Annotated in this window: 20 protein-coding genes and 1 pseudogene; 11 read left to right on the forward strand and 10 right to left on the reverse strand. The window is 71.3% G+C overall.

The annotated features are described in order from the left end of the window. Positions 1–229: 229 nt before the first annotated feature. Genes ACIPPS_RS02275 through ACIPPS_RS02285 form a run of 3 tightly spaced genes read left to right on the forward strand, consistent with a single transcriptional unit; the run spans position 230 to position 2,927 of the window. The gene (locus ACIPPS_RS02275; RefSeq protein ID WP_401425784.1) at positions 230–1,192 is read left to right on the forward strand and encodes an ABC transporter substrate-binding protein; all 963 of its coding nucleotides are present in this window, start codon (positions 230–232) and stop codon (positions 1,190–1,192) included. 29 nt (positions 1,193–1,221) lie between these two features. Further along, a complete protein-coding gene (locus ACIPPS_RS02280; RefSeq protein ID WP_401425786.1) occupies positions 1,222–2,169 on the forward strand; it encodes an amino acid ABC transporter permease in 948 nt (315 codons plus the stop codon). Continuing rightward, positions 2,166–2,927, forward strand: a complete 762-nt coding sequence (locus tag ACIPPS_RS02285) for an amino acid ABC transporter ATP-binding protein (protein WP_401425789.1) — start codon at positions 2,166–2,168, stop codon at positions 2,925–2,927. Before ACIPPS_RS02280 ends, ACIPPS_RS02285 begins: the two co-directional genes overlap by 4 nt. A 65-nt stretch (positions 2,928–2,992) precedes the next feature. Here the strand turns inward: ACIPPS_RS02285 and ACIPPS_RS02290 are convergent, their stop codons facing one another. Next, on the reverse strand, positions 2,993–3,757 hold the full coding sequence (locus ACIPPS_RS02290; protein WP_401425791.1) for a class I SAM-dependent methyltransferase: 765 nt from the start codon (positions 3,755–3,757) through the stop codon (positions 2,993–2,995). Positions 3,758–3,851: 94 nt separating this feature from the next. Between ACIPPS_RS02290 and ACIPPS_RS02295 the strand changes: the two genes are divergently transcribed. Continuing rightward, on the forward strand, positions 3,852–4,484 hold the full coding sequence (locus tag ACIPPS_RS02295; RefSeq protein ID WP_401425793.1) for a CGNR zinc finger domain-containing protein: 633 nt from the start codon (positions 3,852–3,854) through the stop codon (positions 4,482–4,484). On the opposite strand, the gene sodX is transcribed toward ACIPPS_RS02295, so the two are convergent. Next, a complete protein-coding gene (gene sodX / locus ACIPPS_RS02300; RefSeq protein WP_401425795.1) occupies positions 4,385–4,822 on the reverse strand; it encodes a nickel-type superoxide dismutase maturation protease in 438 nt (145 codons plus the stop codon). The genes ACIPPS_RS02295 and sodX overlap by 100 nt on opposite strands. A 152-nt stretch (positions 4,823–4,974) precedes the next feature. Between sodX and sodN the strand changes: the two genes are divergently transcribed. Then, positions 4,975–5,370, forward strand: coding sequence for a superoxide dismutase, Ni (gene sodN, locus ACIPPS_RS02305; RefSeq protein WP_401425797.1), 396 nt, complete (start codon positions 4,975–4,977; stop codon positions 5,368–5,370). 258 nt (positions 5,371–5,628) lie between these two features. Here sodN and ACIPPS_RS02310 read toward each other — a convergent pair. Continuing rightward, positions 5,629–6,582 (reverse strand): annotated as a pseudogene (locus tag ACIPPS_RS02310) (helix-turn-helix transcriptional regulator); the annotation flags it as partial. Between the two features lie 135 nt (positions 6,583–6,717). Between ACIPPS_RS02310 and ACIPPS_RS02315 the strand changes: the two are divergent. Together ACIPPS_RS02315 and ACIPPS_RS02320 are read left to right on the forward strand one after the other, a co-directional pair. Continuing rightward, positions 6,718–7,113 (forward strand): RidA family protein, encoded by a 396-nt coding sequence (locus ACIPPS_RS02315; RefSeq protein WP_401427167.1) that lies wholly within the window; start codon positions 6,718–6,720, stop codon positions 7,111–7,113. Then, positions 7,110–7,262 (forward strand): hypothetical protein, encoded by a 153-nt coding sequence (locus ACIPPS_RS02320; protein ID WP_401425800.1) that lies wholly within the window; start codon positions 7,110–7,112, stop codon positions 7,260–7,262. Before ACIPPS_RS02315 ends, ACIPPS_RS02320 begins: the two co-directional genes overlap by 4 nt. An 83-nt stretch (positions 7,263–7,345) precedes the next feature. Here ACIPPS_RS02320 and ACIPPS_RS02325 read toward each other — a convergent pair whose 3' ends face one another. Continuing rightward, on the reverse strand, positions 7,346–7,999 hold the full coding sequence (locus ACIPPS_RS02325) for a GNAT family N-acetyltransferase (RefSeq protein ID WP_401425803.1): 654 nt from the start codon (positions 7,997–7,999) through the stop codon (positions 7,346–7,348). After that, positions 7,996–8,952, reverse strand: a complete 957-nt coding sequence (locus tag ACIPPS_RS02330; RefSeq protein WP_401425806.1) for a LysR family transcriptional regulator — start codon at positions 8,950–8,952, stop codon at positions 7,996–7,998. Before ACIPPS_RS02330 ends, ACIPPS_RS02325 begins: the two co-directional genes overlap by 4 nt. Before the next feature lie 226 nt (positions 8,953–9,178). On the opposite strand from ACIPPS_RS02330, the gene snpA reads away from it, so the two are divergent. Then, the gene (snpA, locus tag ACIPPS_RS02335) at positions 9,179–9,835 is read left to right on the forward strand and encodes a snapalysin (RefSeq protein WP_401425809.1); all 657 of its coding nucleotides are present in this window, start codon (positions 9,179–9,181) and stop codon (positions 9,833–9,835) included. 156 nt (positions 9,836–9,991) lie between these two features. Then, the gene (locus ACIPPS_RS02340) at positions 9,992–10,450 is read left to right on the forward strand and encodes a group II truncated hemoglobin (protein ID WP_401425812.1); all 459 of its coding nucleotides are present in this window, start codon (positions 9,992–9,994) and stop codon (positions 10,448–10,450) included. Between the two features lie 41 nt (positions 10,451–10,491). On the opposite strand, the gene ACIPPS_RS02345 is transcribed toward ACIPPS_RS02340, so the two are convergent. From ACIPPS_RS02345 to ACIPPS_RS02355, 3 genes are read right to left on the reverse strand one after another with little or no spacing between them, the layout of a single operon-like run. Further along, positions 10,492–10,911, reverse strand: a complete 420-nt coding sequence (locus tag ACIPPS_RS02345; protein ID WP_401425815.1) for a DUF6304 family protein — start codon at positions 10,909–10,911, stop codon at positions 10,492–10,494. A 43-nt stretch (positions 10,912–10,954) separates the two neighbouring features. Beyond that, complete coding sequence (locus ACIPPS_RS02350; protein ID WP_401425817.1) at positions 10,955–11,323, reverse strand: hypothetical protein; 369 nt, start codon at positions 11,321–11,323, stop codon at positions 10,955–10,957. A 27-nt stretch (positions 11,324–11,350) separates the two neighbouring features. Then, positions 11,351–11,932, reverse strand: a complete 582-nt coding sequence (locus ACIPPS_RS02355) for a dihydrofolate reductase family protein (RefSeq protein WP_401425820.1) — start codon at positions 11,930–11,932, stop codon at positions 11,351–11,353. Between the two features lie 119 nt (positions 11,933–12,051). Here ACIPPS_RS02355 and ACIPPS_RS02360 point away from each other — a divergent pair, with 119 nt between their 5' ends. Beyond that, the gene (locus tag ACIPPS_RS02360; protein WP_401425822.1) at positions 12,052–12,627 is read left to right on the forward strand and encodes a TetR/AcrR family transcriptional regulator; all 576 of its coding nucleotides are present in this window, start codon (positions 12,052–12,054) and stop codon (positions 12,625–12,627) included. Positions 12,628–12,738: 111 nt separating this feature from the next. Here the strand turns inward: ACIPPS_RS02360 and ACIPPS_RS02365 are convergent, their stop codons facing one another. Together ACIPPS_RS02365 and ACIPPS_RS02370 are read right to left on the reverse strand one after the other, a co-directional pair. Continuing rightward, the gene (locus tag ACIPPS_RS02365; protein ID WP_401425825.1) at positions 12,739–13,782 is read right to left on the reverse strand and encodes a family 2 encapsulin nanocompartment cargo protein polyprenyl transferase; all 1,044 of its coding nucleotides are present in this window, start codon (positions 13,780–13,782) and stop codon (positions 12,739–12,741) included. A 100-nt stretch (positions 13,783–13,882) separates the two neighbouring features. Continuing rightward, positions 13,883–15,298, reverse strand: a complete 1,416-nt coding sequence (locus tag ACIPPS_RS02370) for a family 2B encapsulin nanocompartment shell protein (protein WP_401425828.1) — start codon at positions 15,296–15,298, stop codon at positions 13,883–13,885. A gap of 287 nt (positions 15,299–15,585) precedes the next feature. Between ACIPPS_RS02370 and ACIPPS_RS02375 the strand changes: the two genes are divergently transcribed. Further along, positions 15,586–16,176 (forward strand): N-acetylmuramoyl-L-alanine amidase, encoded by a 591-nt coding sequence (locus ACIPPS_RS02375; protein ID WP_401425830.1) that lies wholly within the window; start codon positions 15,586–15,588, stop codon positions 16,174–16,176. Positions 16,177–16,199: the final 23 nt, after the last annotated feature.

Raw genomic sequence — 16,199 nt, forward strand, 5'->3', positions numbered from 1 at the left:
TCAACCGGAGATTTTCCGGCCCCGACGGACATTCCCCGGAAGAGGTCCGGCCCGTGTCCCTGGGGTCTCTGAGGTTCGGGGGTCACCCGTTACCCGATTTTGACATGCGTGGCCGTCTGAATGACGCCGTCCGAATGGCAAGATGCGCGTAATCACACGAGGTCGCGACACCCGAAGGTGCGTGCGCGCGGCCTATGGCAACTCCCTCACCCGCCGGAGGAACCCGACCATGACCGCACGCTCCACGCGCTGTACGACCGCCAAGACCCGCACCTCCCGTCTTGCCGCGGTCGCCGCCATCGCGGTCGCCGGCTCGATGCTGCTGACCGCCTGTGGCGACCAGACCGAGGGTGGCTCGACCCCCGAGGGCGGCAAGACCGGCGCCGTCTCCAACGCCCCCCTCTTCTCCAAGCTGCCCGCCGAGATCCAGAAGGCGGGTGTCGTCAAGGTCGGCACGGACGCCTCCTACGCCCCGATGGAGTTCACCGAGGGCGGGAAGATCGTCGGCGTCGACCCCGACATCGCCGAGGCCCTCTCCAAGCAGCTCGGCGTGAAGTTCCAGTTCACCTCGGGCACCTTCGACGGCCTGATCACCTCGCTGGAGACCGGCCGCCAGGACCTGATCATGTCCTCGATGACGGACAACAAGAAGCGGCAGGAGGGGCTGGACGACGCCGGTAAGAAGATCGGCACGGGCGTCGACTTCGTCGACTACTTCAGCTCCGGCGTCTCGCTCCTCGTCAAGAAGGGCAACCCGCAGGGCATCAACTCCCTCGACGACCTGTGCGGCAAGACGGTCGCCGTCCAGCGCGGCACCATCTACGAGGACACCTTCAAGGCGCAGGCCACGAAGTGTGGCGCGAACAAGCTCACGATCCAGGCGTTCGACACCGACGCCGAGGCGCAGACCCGCGTCAAGGCCGGCGGCGCGGTCGCCGACCTGAACGACTACCCGGTCGCCGCGTACATCGCGAAGACCTCGGGCGGCGGCAACGACTTCGAGGTCGTCGGCAGCCAGAGCGACGTCGGCCTCTTCGGCATCGGTGTCTCCAAGGAGAACACGCAGCTGCGTGACGCCGTGAAGGAAGCCCTCGACGCCATCATCAAGGACGGCTCGTACGAGAAGGTCCTGGAGAAGTGGGACGTCAAGGACAGCGCCGTCAAGCAGGCCACCGTCAACGCCGGCAAGTGACCTCCGCGCTCCGCTGAAGGGCAGTCGTTGTGACTGACAAGATCGACAAGGGTCCGGCCGACACGCCGGCCGGACCCGGCGCCTCGGGTGTTCCGTACGAGGCGATCAAGGCAATCCCCGTAAGGCACGTCGGCCGCTGGATCAGCGCCGTCGTGGTCGTCGTACTCCTCGGCTGGCTCGTCTACGCCTTCTCCCAGGGCAACATCATCTGGGCGACGGTCTGGGACAAGCTGTTCGACACCTCGGTCCTCGAAGGCCTGGGGAACACGATCATCATCAGCGTCGCCTCCATGGCGCTGGGCCTCGTGCTCGGCGTCGTGTTCGCGGTGATGCGGCTCTCCAGGAACCCGGTGACCGGTGCGGTCGCCTGGCTCTACATCTGGTTCTTCCGCGGCACGCCGGTCTACGTCCAGCTGCTCGTCTGGTTCAACCTCTCGCTGATCTTCGAGTACATCAACCTCGGGCCGATCTACAAGAACGAGACCGTGGACGTCATGACGCCGTTCATGGTCGCGCTCCTGGGTCTCGGCCTCAACGAGGGCGCGTACATGGCGGAGATCGTCCGGGCCGGCATCCAGTCGGTCGACGAGGGCCAGTCCGAGGCCGCGCACGCGCTCGGCATGTCGCAGACGAAGACCATGCGCCGGATCGTTCTTCCGCAGGCGATGCGGGTGATCGTGCCGCCCACGGGCAACGAGTTCATCAACCTGCTGAAGACCTCGTCGCTGGTCTCGGCGGTGCAGTACACCGAGCTCCTGCGGGCCTCGACGAACATCGGCAGTACCGCCGGCGCCGTGATGGAGATGCTGTTCGTGGCCTCCATCTGGTACCTGGCCCTGACCAGTGTGTTCAGCGTCGGCCAGTACTACCTGGAGCGGCACTTCGCCCGCGGCTCGCTGCGCGCGCTGCCGCCCACCCCCTGGCAGCGGATCCGCACCAACCTCACCATGTTCAAGCGTTCGGAGGTGTCGGGATGACCGCCATGGTCAAGGCCGAGGGCGTCCACAAGTCCTACGGCGCCGCCCACATCCTCCGGGGCATCGACCTCGAGGTCGCCCCCCGCGAGGTCTTCTGCCTGGTCGGCCCGTCCGGCTCCGGCAAGTCCACCTTCCTGCGGTGCATCAACCACCTGGAGCGGGTCGACGGCGGACGGCTGTCCGTCGACGGCCAGCTGGTGGGCTACCGGCAGAAGGGCGACAAGCTCTACGAGCTGAAGGACAGCGAGGTCGCGGCGCAGCGCCGGGACATCGGCATGGTCTTCCAGCGCTTCAACCTGTTCCCGCACATGACGGCCCTGGGCAATGTCATGGAGGCGCCGATCCAGGTGAAGGGCGAGTCCCGTGCGGTGGCCCGCGAGCGGGCCGAGCGGCTGCTCGACCGGGTCGGCCTGGCCGACAAGGCCGGGAACTACCCCTCGCAGCTCTCCGGCGGCCAGCAGCAGCGTGTCGCCATCGCCCGCGCGCTGGCGATGGAGCCGAAGCTGATGCTCTTCGACGAGCCGACCTCGGCTCTCGACCCGGAGCTGGTCGGTGACGTCCTCGACGTCATGCGCGACCTGGCCGAGTCGGGCATGACGATGATCGTCGTGACCCACGAGATGGGCTTCGCCCGCGAGGTGGGCGACAACCTGGTCTTCATGGACGGCGGTGTGGTGGTCGAGTCCGGCCACCCGCGCGACGTCCTGACCAACCCGCAGCACGACCGGACGAAGGCGTTCCTGTCCAAGGTGCTGTAGCGGCGACCGGTACGGACAGGGGCGGTACGGAGACTCTTCGTACCGCCCCTTCCGCATGACGCGGGCTACTTCAGCGCGAGCAGGAGCGTGTCCGAGGGCGAGGACCAGACGGCGCGGGCCTCGTCGAAGCCGGCGGCGCGCAGGATCTCGGCGTGGCGGCGGGCGGAGGGCATGTCGCCGTCGGCGTGCTCGCCGTAGATCTCGAAGCGGCGGGCGGTCGGCTCGGCGAGGACCGGGTCCTGGGCGGCCACGGCCCACCAGGCGGCCCAGTCGAGCGCGCCGGCGGACCTGGCCCGGTCCATGGTGGCGTGCCGGTGGGCGCGCTCGGCGGCGTTGATGCGCGGGGTGGTCTCGTCGATCATGTGGTCGGCGTTCATGAGGACGCCGCCGTCCCGGACGAGGCCGGCGAGCTGACCGTAGAGCGCGGTGAGGGGCTCGGTGTGCAGCCAGTGGAGCGCGGTGGCGGTGAGCACGGCGTCGTACGTGTCGTACGGCAGCCGGGTCACCCACGTGGGGTCCTTGAGATCGGCGGTGACGAGGGAGACGCGCTCGTCGCCGGCGAAGTATCCCTTGGCGATCGCGAGCAGGGCGGGGTCGAGGTCGACGCCGACGCTGGTCGCCTTCGGGAACCGCTTGAGGAGCCGATCCGTAATACTCCCCGTACCGCACGCCAGGTCGAGGACGCGGGGCTGCGGCCCCACCACGGCCTCGACCATGTCGAGCATCACGCGGAACCGCTCCTCGCGGTCCGGCATGTACCACTCCTGCTGGCGGTCCCAGCTCTCCTGCCAGGCCACCCAGTCGGTTCCGGTGGCAGCCGCGTCCGTCATGCCCTTCCTCCACCCTCTTCGTAATACCCTCGAAGGGGAACCATCCATTACCCCCTCGGGACCCGACCCTAGACCTCCGCCGTAAGGACTACAAGTGGAACTGGCCTATTACTCGGATTACGCCGTCCGTCTGGTCAACACCGAGGAGCCGGCCCGTGGCAAGGACTCCCTGACGTCGGTGGAGGCGGTCCGGGAGCTCTTCGGCTCGGCCTCCCAGATGGCCCGGCGGGCCACGGACTCCGACGTGACCCGCTTCCGTGCGGTACGCACCCGGCTGCGGGCGGTCTTCACCGCGGCGGACGAGGGCGAGCACACCCGGGCGGTGGACCTGCTGAACTCGCTGCTCCTGGAGTTCCCCGTGAGCCCGCAGATCTCGGGCCACGACCTCCTGGACGACGAGGGGCATCCGCGCTGGCACATGCACCTCGCCGACCACCCTTCGAACGCGACGGCGGGCTTCGCGGCGATCGCGGCGATGGGGCTGGCCTTCCACCTCACGGAGTTCGGCGCCGACCGGCTGGGCCTCTGCCAAGCGCCGCCGTGCCGCAACGCCTACCTCGACACCTCGACCAACCGCTCCCGCCGCTACTGCTCGGACCGCTGCGCGACCCGCGCCAACGTGGCCGCCTACCGGGCGCGCAAGCGCCTGGAGGCCGAACGGACGGACGAGGAGACGGGCCTGACGGCGGAGAACAGCCAGGAGAGCACCACACCGGCCGACCGCTGACGCCCGGGGGTGACGGGCCGGTAGCGCGCCCGCACGCGCCCGAGCACCAGCTCGGCGGGTACGGCGCCGAAGACCCGGCTGTCGCCCTCGGCGTCCAGGTTGTCCCCGAGCACCCACCAGCCGCCGTCCTGTCGCTCGATCAGACGCTTCACGATGAGCAGATCCTGCTGGAGCGGGTGCCGCAGCACGGCCACGTTCCCGGGCCGCAGCGGCGCCCCGTAGTGCACGAGGAGCTGATCGCCGTGGAGCAGCGTGGGCACCATGGACACCCCCGTCACCTCGGCGATCCCGAACGAGGGTCCGGCCCCCCGCCTCGACTCACGCCCCGCGTCCGCCATCCGACACCTCCCGATCCGACCTGATCCGATCGTCCACGAGTCCCATGGTGACCCTGGACTTTTGTCCTAAGCCCCTGGGGGCGCTCGCGAAAACCACCTTCTCGGGGAGTAATCTCCCACCTGAGAAGACGATCACGAGGAAGGACAGCTGCATGCTCTCCCGCCTGTTTGCCCCCAAGGTGAAGGTCAGCGCCCACTGCGACCTCCCCTGCGGTGTCTACGACCCGGCCCAGGCCCGCATCGAGGCCGAGTCGGTCAAGGCCGTTCAGGAGAAGTACCAGGCCAACGAGGACGCGCACTTCCGCGCCCGCGCCACGGTCATCAAGGAACAGCGCGCGGAGCTCGCGAAGCACCACATCTCCGTGCTGTGGAGCGACTACTTCAAGCCGCCGCACTTCGAGAAGTACCCCGAGCTCCACCAGCTCATCAACGACACGCTGAAGGCCCTGTCGGCCGCGAAGGGCTCGACGGACCCGAAGACGGGCGAGAAGGCGCTGGAGCTCATCGCCGAGGTCGACCGCATCTTCTGGGAGACCAAGAAGGCCTGACCTTCCTCCCGCTGCGCACCGCCCGAAGGGCCCGACCGGTGATCCCGGTCGGGCCCTTCGGCCGTCGTGGGCGTCGGCGACTCAGGTCCCGGGGGGACGGTCGCCTGCGCGGGTTCCGGGCGGGCGGTCGCCGACGCGGGCTCCGGGCGGACGGTCGCCTGCGCGGGTTCCGGGCGGGCGGTCGCCGTGGGGCTCGGTGCGCGGAGCCAGTCCGCTGTCGCGGTCGCCGGGGGGCTCGGTGCGCGGAGCCACGACGGGCGTGTCGGCGTAGCGGGTGGCGAGCGCGGTGGCGCGGTCGCGCAGGGCGGTCCGCAACGACTGCGGGGCGAGGGCCTCCCCGTCCGTGCCGAGCTGCCACAGCGCCCATTCGGCGTGCCGTGCGTCCTGGAAGGTCACCTCCAGGCGCAGTCGGCCGTCCGCGTCGGGTTCCTCCGCGCGGACGGCGAGCGCGGTGTCCAGCAACTCCCCCCGCCGCGCCGGGTCCACCCGTACCAGCACGGTGAGATGGGCGCCGCCGGAGAGGAACCGCGCCGAACGTTCCCGCCAGATCCGGTTCGGCCGCTCCGCCCTTTCGGGGAGTTCCTCGGCCGCCAGCACCCGCGCCAGCCGGTAGGTGCGGTCCGCGCCGGACCGGGTGGCCAGCAGGTAGGCCCGGTCGCGCACGGTGACCAGGCCGATCGGGTCGACCGTACGCCACCGGGGAGCTTGGCCCGAGGCCGCGTAGTGGATGCGCAACTTGCGTCCGGCGAGCACCGCGCGCCGGACCTCGACCATGGTGGTGCCGGAGACCTCCTCGGTGACCAGGCGGCGTGAGAGCAGGTCGGTCTCCGGTTCGACGAGGAAGCGCTGGGCCGCGTCGCTCGCGGTGGCCCGGTGGGTCTCGGGCAGCGCGTCCACCACCTTCCGCATGGCCGAGGCGAGTGCCGAGCCGAGGCCGAACGCCTGCTCACCGCGGACCGATCCGGCGGTCAGCACGGCGAGGGCCTCGTCGTGGTTGAGTCCGGTGAGCTCGGTCCGGAAGCCGGGCGACAGGGCGAACCCGCCGTGCCGGCCGCGTTCGGCGTAGACCGGGACGCCGGCCGCGGACAGCGCCTCGATGTCGCGCAGCACGGTGCGGGTGGACACCTCCAGCTCGCGGGCCAGGGTGTCCGCGGTCAGTCGACCGCGCTGACGCAGCAACAGGACCAGCGAGACCAGACGGTCGGCGCGCATGCGCGAACGTTATCGAAATACATGACCAAGGGTGTCGTGATTCGTTGCGAAGCTCGTCCCCACGACGTCGAAGCCGGTGGCCACCGAAGCGAGGGACGTCCGTACTCCCTGCGATCGAATGGAGCTGACGTGGCGATGGAACGCACGGCGATCAACCCGGTGACGTGGTCGGTGGAGAAGGGGTTCAACCAGGGCGAGGTGGTGTCGGGGCACACCCGCACCCTGTACATCTCGGGGCAGACCGCGATGGACGGCGACGGCACGCCCCGACACGAGGGCGACATGGCAGCGCAGTTGACGCTCTGCGTCGACAACCTGGCGGCGGTCCTCGACGAGGCCGGCATGTCCCCCGCGGACCTCGTCCGGCTCAACGTCTACACGACCGACGTCGACCTGCTCTTCCGGCACTACGGAGTGCTGGCGGCGTGGTTGGGCGCCGCCGGGGCGGCCCCGACGAGCACGATGCTCGGGGTGACACGACTGGCGATCCCCGGCCAGCTGGTCGAGCTGGAGGGGACCGCCGTGGCGTGACCCGTCCGGGCCGGGCGGCGGAGCGGCTGCCCGACGGGGCGCGGCCGGGCCGAGCGGCCGAGCGGCTGGGCGCCCGGCTGTGGCAGCCGAGCGGCTGGGCGCCCGGCTGTGGCGGCCGGTGGGTCTACGGTGAGCCGCCGATGGGCTGACGATGGGTCGCCGGTGGGCTCCGGGGGGGCCGCCGGTGGGTTGTTGGTGGGCCGGGTGGGTCGCCGGTGGGCCGCCGGTGACGTCAGCCCACCGGCGGCTCCACCGGCGGCTCCACCGGCAGGGTGTAGCGGAGTTTCTGCTTCGACGTCGCGTCCAGGCGGTCGTAGAAGCGGATCGCGCCCTCGTTCCAGGTCGGGGTCTGCCACTGGATGGTCGTCAGACCGAGCGCCCGTGCCTCCTCGCGCAGGGCCGCGATGAAGAGCGGGCCCAGGCCCAGACCCCGTTCGGTCGCCGCGAGGTAGAGGCAGTCCATGTGGAGGTACTCGGCGCCGGCCCACGTGGAGAGCTCCGGGGCGCACGTGGCGTAGCCGGCCAGGCGCCCGTCGGGCAGCTCCGCCACCAGACAGCGCAGCCGGGGCCGTGCCCCGAGGAGCAGGGCCTCCAGACGGGTCGCCAGTCCCGGGGCGGGCGGCGTCGCCTTCTCGTACGCAGCGTGCTCGGCGGCCATTTCGGCGACCCGGCCGAGGTCCTCCAGCCGCGCGTGGCGGATCCGAGCGGCGGACTCGGCGGACTCGGCGGGCCGGGCCGACACAGTGGGCTCCGCAGACACGGCGGGCTCCGCAGCAGCCCGGGTGCGCGCCTCGGCGGACTCGGCGGACTCGGCGGACTCGGCGGACGCGGTGGACGCGGCGGACTCGGCGGACTCGGCGGACTCAGGCTCGGTGCGATCCGTCATACCGTCATCATGCCCGGCCCCACCGACATCCCGTTCTGGTGAAGCCACTGCCGGTACGGCGCCGCCCGGAGCGCCGCCTCCCAGTAGGCCGCCGCCAGCTCCTCGTACAGCGGGTCGAGCGCGGCCCCCTCGCGCGCGTACAGCAGCAGCCGTACCGCCAGCGGGTCGTCCCGCAGGGGCCGGATCGCCAGATCCTCGCGCGGCAACGATGTCGGCTGGCAGGGCGCCACCGCCTCGCCGGAGACGATCAGGGACGCCGCCGTGTGGTAGTCGCCGTGCAGCAGCGGCGGGTCGATGCCGGCCGCGCTCAGGACGCGACGGAGCCCGTCCCACTCGCCGTCCACCGTCGGGTCGACCATCCAGCGGTCCTCGGCGAGGTCGGCCAGCGCCACCACCGGCTGCCGTGCCGCCGGGTGGTCCGGCGCCAGCGAGACGAACTGCGGCTCCCGTTCGACCAGGATCCGCTCCTGAAGCCCCTCCGGCACCCGCAGCGGGCACCCCTCCACCTCGTGGACGAAGGCCACGTCCAACTGGCCCGTCGCGACGGACCGCACCAGCGCGTTGGCGGAGACGTCCATGTGCAGCGCGATGTCCGTGCCGGGGAACCCCTGGCGCAGTCGGCGCAGCCAGCCCGCGAGGGCCCTGCTCGCCGTCGAACCGACCCGCAGCCGGGGCCCGTCGGTGCGCGCCGCCTCGGCCCTGGTCTCGGTGATCAGCGTCGCCATCTGGTCGACCAGCGGCCGGGCCCTGCTGAGCACCGAGCGGCCGAGCGGGGTGGGTCGGCACCCGGTGCGGCCGCGCGAGAACAGCTCCGCGCCCAGGCAGTTCTCGATCCGGCGCAGCTGTGTGGTCAACGAGGGCTGGCTCATGCCCAGTTGCCGCGCCGCCTTGTGCAGACTGCCCGTCTCCGCGATGGCGCAGAGCGCGCGCAGATGCCTCACCTCCAGCTCCATGCCCAGAGAGTAGGGCGGCACCGGGGGCCGCACCAGACACCCAAGTCGCACCAATTCCCGTTGATTGCAGGGAAGTTCAGACAGAATGAACGCACCAGGAAGGAACGGCCCGACCGGTCGGCCGACGGATCGGTGGTGATGCGTTCGCGCTATCGCCTGCTGCCATCATCCGCACCCACCCCGGCTCCCCCGACACTCTCTCCAACCGACCCAGGAGGAGCCCCCCATGCGACACCCCAAGGTCCTCACCGCCTCCCTCGCCGCGACCCTCGGCCTCGGCGTCGCCGCCGCGCTCGGCGCCGCTCCGGTGGCCGCCGCCGCACCCGCCGCCCCGTCCTCGGCGTCCGCCGGGTACGCGGCCTACGCCGGATCCGCCGAGGACGCCAAGGCGACCAAGGCCTTCCACGAGGCCGTCATGAAGTCCGTGGCGAAGAAGCGGGCCGCCAACCCGGGCGCAGCCGCCGTCACCGTGGTCTACAGCGCCGCCAACGCGCCGAGCTTCCGCACGCAGATCGCGCGGAGCACCCAGATATGGAACAGCTCGGTCGTCAACGTACGGCTGGTGGAGGGCAGCAACGCCGACTTCACCTACCGCGAGGGCAACGACTCGCGCGGCTCGTACGCCAGCACGGACGGGCACGGCCGCGGCTACATCTTCCTCGACTACCGACAGAACCAGCAGTACAACTCCACCCGCGTCACCGCCCACGAGACCGGGCACGTCCTCGGCCTCCCCGACCACTACTCCGGCCCGTGCAGCGAGCTGATGTCCGGCGGCGGCCCGGGCACCTCCTGCCAGAACGCCACGCCCAACGCGCAGGAGCGGGCGCGCGTCGACCAGCTGTGGCGCTACGGCCTCGCCTCGGCCGCCAAGACCTTCTGATCCCCCGACGCTTCGCCCCTCTCTCTGAGTCTCCCCGCGCGGGGCGGACGGCTGCGGCCGTCCGCCCCGTCACGCGCGTCGCGGGCGAACCTCCTTGGTTTCAGGCCCGGTTGAGTGAATGCTGGGGTGACTGATCCCGGATCCCGGAGGCGTCGCGTGACCGCCGAGCGCACGAACACCCTGTACGAGGCCGTGGGCGGCGCCGACGCGCTGCGCCGGCTCTCCGACACCTTCTACGAGGCGGTGCTTGCCGACCCGCTCCTCGCCCCCGTCTTCGCCGACTTCAACCGCGCCCACGTCGAGCACGTCGCCGTCTGGCTGGCCGAGGTCTTCTCCGGGCCCGCCGCGTTCACGGCGGAACTGGGCGGGCACCAGGCCCTGCTCCGCGCCCACCTCGGGCTCGCCATCACCGAGGGACAGCGGCTGCGCTGGATGGAGCTGATGACGGAGGCGGTGGAGAAGGAGCTGCCGGACGACGCCCTGCTGCGCCGCCGGGTGGTGGAGTACTTCGACTGGGGGACGCGGATCGCCGAGGACGTCTCGGCCTCGGCACCGGGCACGGACCTCGGCGAACCCGGCCCCACCCCGCGCTGGGGCTGGAACGGCCTCGCCTGACCGCCGTACGTGAGGTGGCACCGCACGGCCCGCGTCGGGCGTCAGGCCGTCTGGAGAAGCCGGCGGCCGAACGCCGCCCCCGCCGGGAGCTGCCGCCTCACCCGGTCCAGCGCCTCCTCGAAGTCGCCGCCGGCGATGCCCGATTCGTACGCCGTGCCGCCGTAGTGCAGCGTCAGGCTGAGGTCCGCCCGCTCGCCGAGCGTCAGCAGACAGCTGAGGGTGGCCTGCTGGGCGACGCCGTCCAGGACGACCGGAAGCGGCAGGTCCCATTCCAGGACGCACCCGGTGAGGGCCTCCCCGTCCTGCTCCGCGGCGCGCAGGGCGTCGAAGCTCGCGCCCGTGTACGCGACTCCCCTGATGCGGGCGGACACCTGCCGTCCGTCCACAGTGATCGCGATCGCTTCCGCGCCGCTGCGGTCCCGGTACCAGCCGGTCCAGACTTCCGTCGACTCCGATGACATGCGCGGACTGTAGCGGGCGGAACGGCTCCTTCGCGCGGCCCGGTCACCCTGTGGCCGGACTTCTCCCGATCTCGCCGTTCTTGCCGGTCACCTGCGGGGTAGCGGTCTCGGCGCCGCTGTCGGGAGGGACGTCCGGACCGCCCGCGGGAGCGGACACCGCGGCCCCGGCTCCGCCGGGCGTGTCGGAGGTCCCTGCCGGGCCGTCGCCCTCGCCCTCGCCCTCATCGTCGACGGGGGCGGGATCGATGTAGCGCGCACACGCCGGGTTACGGCACGGCTGCACTTCCCACTCCGGCACCCAGGCCCCCAGGACCTTGTGCCGCTTCGCGACGATACCGACGGGGCGACCGCAGGCCAGGCACGTGGGCTTGGCCTGCGGGTCCCGTACCGTACGCGGGGTCTCGCTGCCCATACCTCCCAGGGTAGGGCGCGCCCCCGGTCACCGCTTCCTGGTGTACGTGCGGACGAGCACGCCGTTGTCGAAGGTGCGCACCTCGCCCAGCTCGAAGTCGCGGGGCGCGAAGTCGGCGCCGAACATCGGCATGCCGGAGCCGTAGACCTGCGGGTACGTCTTGATGACCAGCTCGTCGATCTCCTCGACCAGCGCGCCCGCCACCTGGGAACCACCGCAGAGCCAGATGCCGAGCGGGCTGTCCTCGGCCTTGAGCGCGCGGACCCGGCCGACCAGGTCGTCGGCGATGAGCTCGACGTTCGGGTCGGGCGACTCGGTGAGCGAGCGGGTCGCGACGATCTCCCGCAGGTGGGCGTAGGGGCTGGTGACGCCGATGTCGAGGGCGAGCTGGTACGAGTTCAGGCCCTGGATGACGGTGTCGAAGCGCTTGTTGTCGGCGTCGACGCCGAGGGGACCACGGCCCTGCACCGGGATGGTCTCCGGGTACTCGCCGACCATGAATTCCATGTACGTCCCGGTCGAGAACGCGAACATGGACGAGGCGTCGCCGTCGGGGTCACCGATGAAGCCGTCGATGGAGCAGGCGATGTAATAGGTGAGCTTGCGCAAACCATTCCTTTTCGTCTTCGTGAAGCGGGCTGCGGTCGCAACCACGACGGCTATAGTGCTTCACCTGTAGTGGTTGCGCAAGAGCTATCTTCCGACGAGAAGTGGAATCAGGAGGTCCGGTGGCCAGGAACCCGGAACGGCGTACGGCCCTGCTCGACGCGGCGATCGAGGTACTGGGGGACGAAGGTGCCCGTGGGCTCACCTTCCGGGCCGTCGACGGCCGGGCGGGCGTCCCCACGGGCACGGCGTCCAACTACTTCACCGACCGGGACCAGCTGCTCTCCCAGGTCGCGGACCGGATCTTCGTCCGGATGACCCCGGAGCCGGACTCCCTGGCCTCGGCCTTCCGGCCCGAGCCCAGCCGGGAGCTCGTCGTCGAGCTGATGCGCTGGCTCGCCCGGCGGATGGCCGCCGAACGCACCTGCTTCCTGGGTCTGTTCGAGCTCCGGCTGGAGGCCACGCGGCGCCCGGAGCTGCGGACGCAGCTCACCAAGGTGCTGCGCTCGGACCTCGACTTCAACATCCGCTCGCATGTCGAGGCCGGCATGCCGGGTGACGCGGACACGGTCCGGCTGCTCTACTTCGCCCTCACCGGGCTGCTCTTCGACCATTTCACGGTCCCCGGCCTCCATGAGGACCGCGACCTGGACGACCTCATCGAGACCGTGGTCCACCGCATCGTCCCGGAGACCTGACAGGCGATCCCTCTCATACTCCGGAGACCTGACCGGCCGCCCCCCGTCAGCTCCCGGAGACCTGACCGACTGCCCCCCGCCAGCTCCCGGAGACCTGACCGACCGCCCCCCTCACCGGGTCCGGCGCGTGACGAACTCCGCCAGGGCGAGCAGGTCCCCGGCCGCCGCCAGGTCCGGTACCGCCCGGGACAGGTGCTGGACGGCGCGGGCCATCCGGTCCGCCGCCTGGATCTGCGCCCAGTCGCGGCCGCCCGCCCGCTCGACCGCGTCCGCCGCCGCCCGTACCGCCGCCGCGTCCAGCTCCGGACGGGCGTACAGCTCGGCCAGCTCCTCCCCCGCCGCCGTACCCGAGGTGAGCGCCGCGACCACCGGCAGCGACTTCTTGTGGGCGACGAGATCCGCGCCCGCGGGCTTGCCCGTGCGCTCCGGGTCGCCCCAGATGCCGATCAGGTCGTCGATCAGCTGGAAGGCGAGCCCGGCCTCCCTGCCGAACGCGTCCAGCGCCACGACCTCCTCGTCCCCCGCCCCCGCGTACAGCGCGCCGATGGCGCAGGAGGCGCCGAGCAGGGCGCCGGTCTTGGCGGTGGCCATCGCCACGCACTCGTCCAGGGTCACCTCGTGGGGGCCCCGGTGCTCCAGGGCGCAGTCCGCCTGCTGCCCGGCGCAGAGCTCGATGACGCAGGCGGCGAGCCGGGTCGACGCGCCGGCCGACGCCGGGTGGCCGTCCTCGGCGAGCAGCCGCAGCGCCAGCGCGAGCATGGCGTCGCCCGCGATCAGCGCGTCGGGGATGCCGAACACCGTCCAGGCCGTGGGCCGGTGCCGGCGGGTCGAGTCCTCGTCCACGATGTCGTCGTGGAGCAGCGTGAAGTTGTGCGCGAGCTCCACGGCTGCGGCGGCCCGCACGGCGGGCGCCGGGTCACCGCCGAGTGCGCGGGTGGCGGCGAGCACCAGCGCGGGCCGGATCGCCTTGCCCGTCTGCCCGGCGTCCGGGGAGCCGTCGGCCTGCTCCCAGCCGAAGTGGTACATCGCGACGCGCCGTATGGATCCCGGCAACGACTCGATGGTCGTGCGCAGTTGGGGATTGACGACGCTCCGTGTCTGGTCGAGGAGCGCCACGGCGCCCTGGGTGTCGCCCACGGCATCCGCCCGGGTCATGGTCACACTTCCCCCTCTTTACGTTGAGTCGCTTGGCGTCTGGGGTCGTGGTGGGGGGCCGGTCGGCGCGGCCCCCCGCCACGGTCACCGGGCCGACGCGTCAGCGCCAGCGGCTGACCTCCACGTTCTCCAGGACTCCGAGCGCGTCGGGCACGAGGATCGCCGCCGAGTAGTACGCCGTGACCAGGTAGGAGATGATCGCCTGCTCGTCGATGCCCATGAAGCGCACGGAGAGGCTGGGCTCGATCTCGTCCGGGATGCCCGTCTGGTGCAGACCGATCACGCCCTGGTCGGCCTCGCCCGTACGCATGCAGATGATGGACGTGGTGCGGGCGTCCGAGATCGGGATCTTGTTGCTCGGGAAGATCGGGACACCGCGCCAGGTCGGGATGCGGTTGCCGTTGATCTCGATGGACTCGGGGACCAGGCCCCGGCGGTTGCACTCGCGCCCGAAGGCGGCGATGGCGCGCGGGTGGGCGATGAACATCTTCGAGCCCCGGCGCCGGGAGAGGAGCTCGTCCATGTCGTCGGGGCTGGGCACGCCGTCGTGCGGCTGGAGGCGCTGGCCGTAGTCGCAGTTGGAGAGCAGACCGAACTCGCGGTTGTTGATCAGCTCGTGCTCCTGGCGCTCGCGCAGCGCCTCGACCGTGAGCCGCAACTGCTGCTCGGTCTGGTTCATCGGCTGGTTGTAGAGGTCCGCGACGCGGCTGTGGACCTTCAGGACCGTCTGCGCCACCGACAGTTCGTACTCGCGCGGCGAGGCGTCGTAGTCGACGTAGGTGTGCGGGACGACCGCCTCGCCGACGTGGCCGGCGGAGAGGTCGATCGCGGCCTCGCCGAACTTGTTGGTGCGCTGGTGGGGCAGTGCGGCGACGCTCGCGAGGTGATCGGCGAGGGAGGTGGCCCGCTCGGCCAGGTTCCGCACGTCGTCGCGGGTCAGTTCGAGGACGGTGCAGGTGGTGGCCGCGCGGGCGGTCCACTCCCACGTGCTGTCCTCGTGGGTCAGGGCGCTGTCACCGAAGTACGCGCCGTCGGCGAGGACTCCGAGGACCGCTTCGTCGCCGTACGGCCCCTCGCCGATCTGCTCGACCCTGCCGTGCGCCAGGAGGTGCACGCGGTCGGCGGCCTCGCCCTCGGCCGCGATCACCTCTCCCGGCGCGTACTCGCGCTGGCGGCACCGCGACGCGAGCTCCGCGAGGGCCTCCTCGTCGTCGTAGCCACGCAGCGCGGGGAGTTCACCGAGCTCCGCGGGGATGACCGCGACTCGCTCACCGGTCTGGACGAAGGTGACGCGACCGTCCCCCACGGAGTAGCTGAGCCTCCGGTTCACCCGGTAGGTACCGCCCTGGACCTGCACCCACGGCAGCATCCGCAGCAGCCACCGGGAGGTGATCTCCTGCATCTGCGGCGCCGACTTGGTGGTGGTCGCCAGGTTCCGCGCGGCGGCGGTACCGAGACTCTGCTGCGGCGTCGCCTGATCCGCGCGGACCTCGTCGCCAACCGAACCAACGGACATGGAACTCCCTCTCGATGTGAATGACCTGCGAGAGGAAGCCTTTCAGCACGGAGAGTGCGGGCGCCATTACACAAATGAGTGGGAGTGATCGGCTCCCGGCTGGGCATGTCACTCGCTTTCCACTCGAACAGCGCAGCCCCGTGCGCCTCGTGGCGCGGTGTCCGGATCGGCTCGCACAGGGCCCGAACGGATAGCGCGGAGCCGTTCCCTCCGGTACTCCGATGACGGGGTGCCCGGCTCCCCGTCCCGTTCCGCTTCGTTGTCCCGCTACCCCGAAGGAGCTGGTCATGGCCCCACCCATGTCCGCGAGCAGGTTCCTCGACGCCCTGCGCGACGAGGGCCTCTCGGTCGTCCAGGTCGGCGACTGGCGCACCCACAACCGCAACCACAAGGGCCCCTGGGGCCCCGTCCACGGCGTGATGATCCACCACACGGTCACGCGCGGCACCGCCCACACCGTGGCGCTCTGCCGGGACGGTCACAGCGCCCTGCCCGGGCCGCTCTGCCACGGCGTGATCGCCAAGGACGGCACCGTCCACCTGGTCGGCTACGGCCGGGCCAACCACGCGGGCGCCGGCGACGACGAGGTGCTGCGGGCGGTCATCGCCGAGCGGAGCCTCCCACCGGACAACGAGGCCACGACGGACGGCAACCGGCACTTCTACGGCTTCGAGTGCGAGAACCTCGGCAACGGTTCCGATCCCTGGCCCAAGGTGCAGCTGGAGGCCATCGAGAAGGCGGCCGCGGCGGTGTGCCGGGTACACGGCTGGAACCAGCGGTCGGTGATCGGCCACCTGGAGTGGCAGCCGGGGAAGGTCGACCCGCGCGGCTTCACCATGGCCTCGATGCGCGCGCGGATCGCCGAACGCCTGCGGTAGCCGCGCTCCGTCCACGGGCACGG

Origin of the sequence: Streptomyces sp. NPDC090127, from assembly GCF_044746945.1 — a bacterium.
In the GTDB taxonomy this organism is placed as follows: Bacteria; Actinomycetota; Actinomycetes; order Streptomycetales; family Streptomycetaceae; genus Streptomyces.

What these genes read in the sequence shown, in the direction of transcription:
- ACIPPS_RS02275 (WP_401425784.1), top strand. Translation starts at nt 230, where the DNA reads ATGACCGCACGCTCCACGCGCTGTACGACCGCCAAGACCCGCACCTCC.
- ACIPPS_RS02285 (WP_401425789.1), top strand. Translation starts at nt 2,166, where the DNA reads ATGACCGCCATGGTCAAGGCCGAGGGCGTCCACAAGTCCTACGGCGCC.
- ACIPPS_RS02290 (WP_401425791.1), bottom strand. Translation starts at nt 3,757, where the DNA reads ATGACGGACGCGGCTGCCACCGGAACCGACTGGGTGGCCTGGCAGGAG.
- sodX (WP_401425795.1), bottom strand. Translation starts at nt 4,822, where the DNA reads ATGGCGGACGCGGGGCGTGAGTCGAGGCGGGGGGCCGGACCCTCGTTC.
- sodN (WP_401425797.1), top strand. Translation starts at nt 4,975, where the DNA reads ATGCTCTCCCGCCTGTTTGCCCCCAAGGTGAAGGTCAGCGCCCACTGC.
- ACIPPS_RS02315 (WP_401427167.1), top strand. Translation starts at nt 6,718, where the DNA reads ATGGAACGCACGGCGATCAACCCGGTGACGTGGTCGGTGGAGAAGGGG.
- ACIPPS_RS02325 (WP_401425803.1), bottom strand. Translation starts at nt 7,999, where the DNA reads ATGACGGATCGCACCGAGCCTGAGTCCGCCGAGTCCGCCGAGTCCGCC.
- ACIPPS_RS02330 (WP_401425806.1), bottom strand. Translation starts at nt 8,952, where the DNA reads ATGGAGCTGGAGGTGAGGCATCTGCGCGCGCTCTGCGCCATCGCGGAG.
- snpA (WP_401425809.1), top strand. Translation starts at nt 9,179, where the DNA reads ATGCGACACCCCAAGGTCCTCACCGCCTCCCTCGCCGCGACCCTCGGC.
- ACIPPS_RS02345 (WP_401425815.1), bottom strand. Translation starts at nt 10,911, where the DNA reads ATGTCATCGGAGTCGACGGAAGTCTGGACCGGCTGGTACCGGGACCGC.
- ACIPPS_RS02350 (WP_401425817.1), bottom strand. Translation starts at nt 11,323, where the DNA reads ATGGGCAGCGAGACCCCGCGTACGGTACGGGACCCGCAGGCCAAGCCC.
- ACIPPS_RS02365 (WP_401425825.1), bottom strand. Translation starts at nt 13,782, where the DNA reads ATGACCCGGGCGGATGCCGTGGGCGACACCCAGGGCGCCGTGGCGCTC.
- ACIPPS_RS02370 (WP_401425828.1), bottom strand. Translation starts at nt 15,298, where the DNA reads ATGTCCGTTGGTTCGGTTGGCGACGAGGTCCGCGCGGATCAGGCGACG.
- ACIPPS_RS02375 (WP_401425830.1), top strand. Translation starts at nt 15,586, where the DNA reads ATGGCCCCACCCATGTCCGCGAGCAGGTTCCTCGACGCCCTGCGCGAC.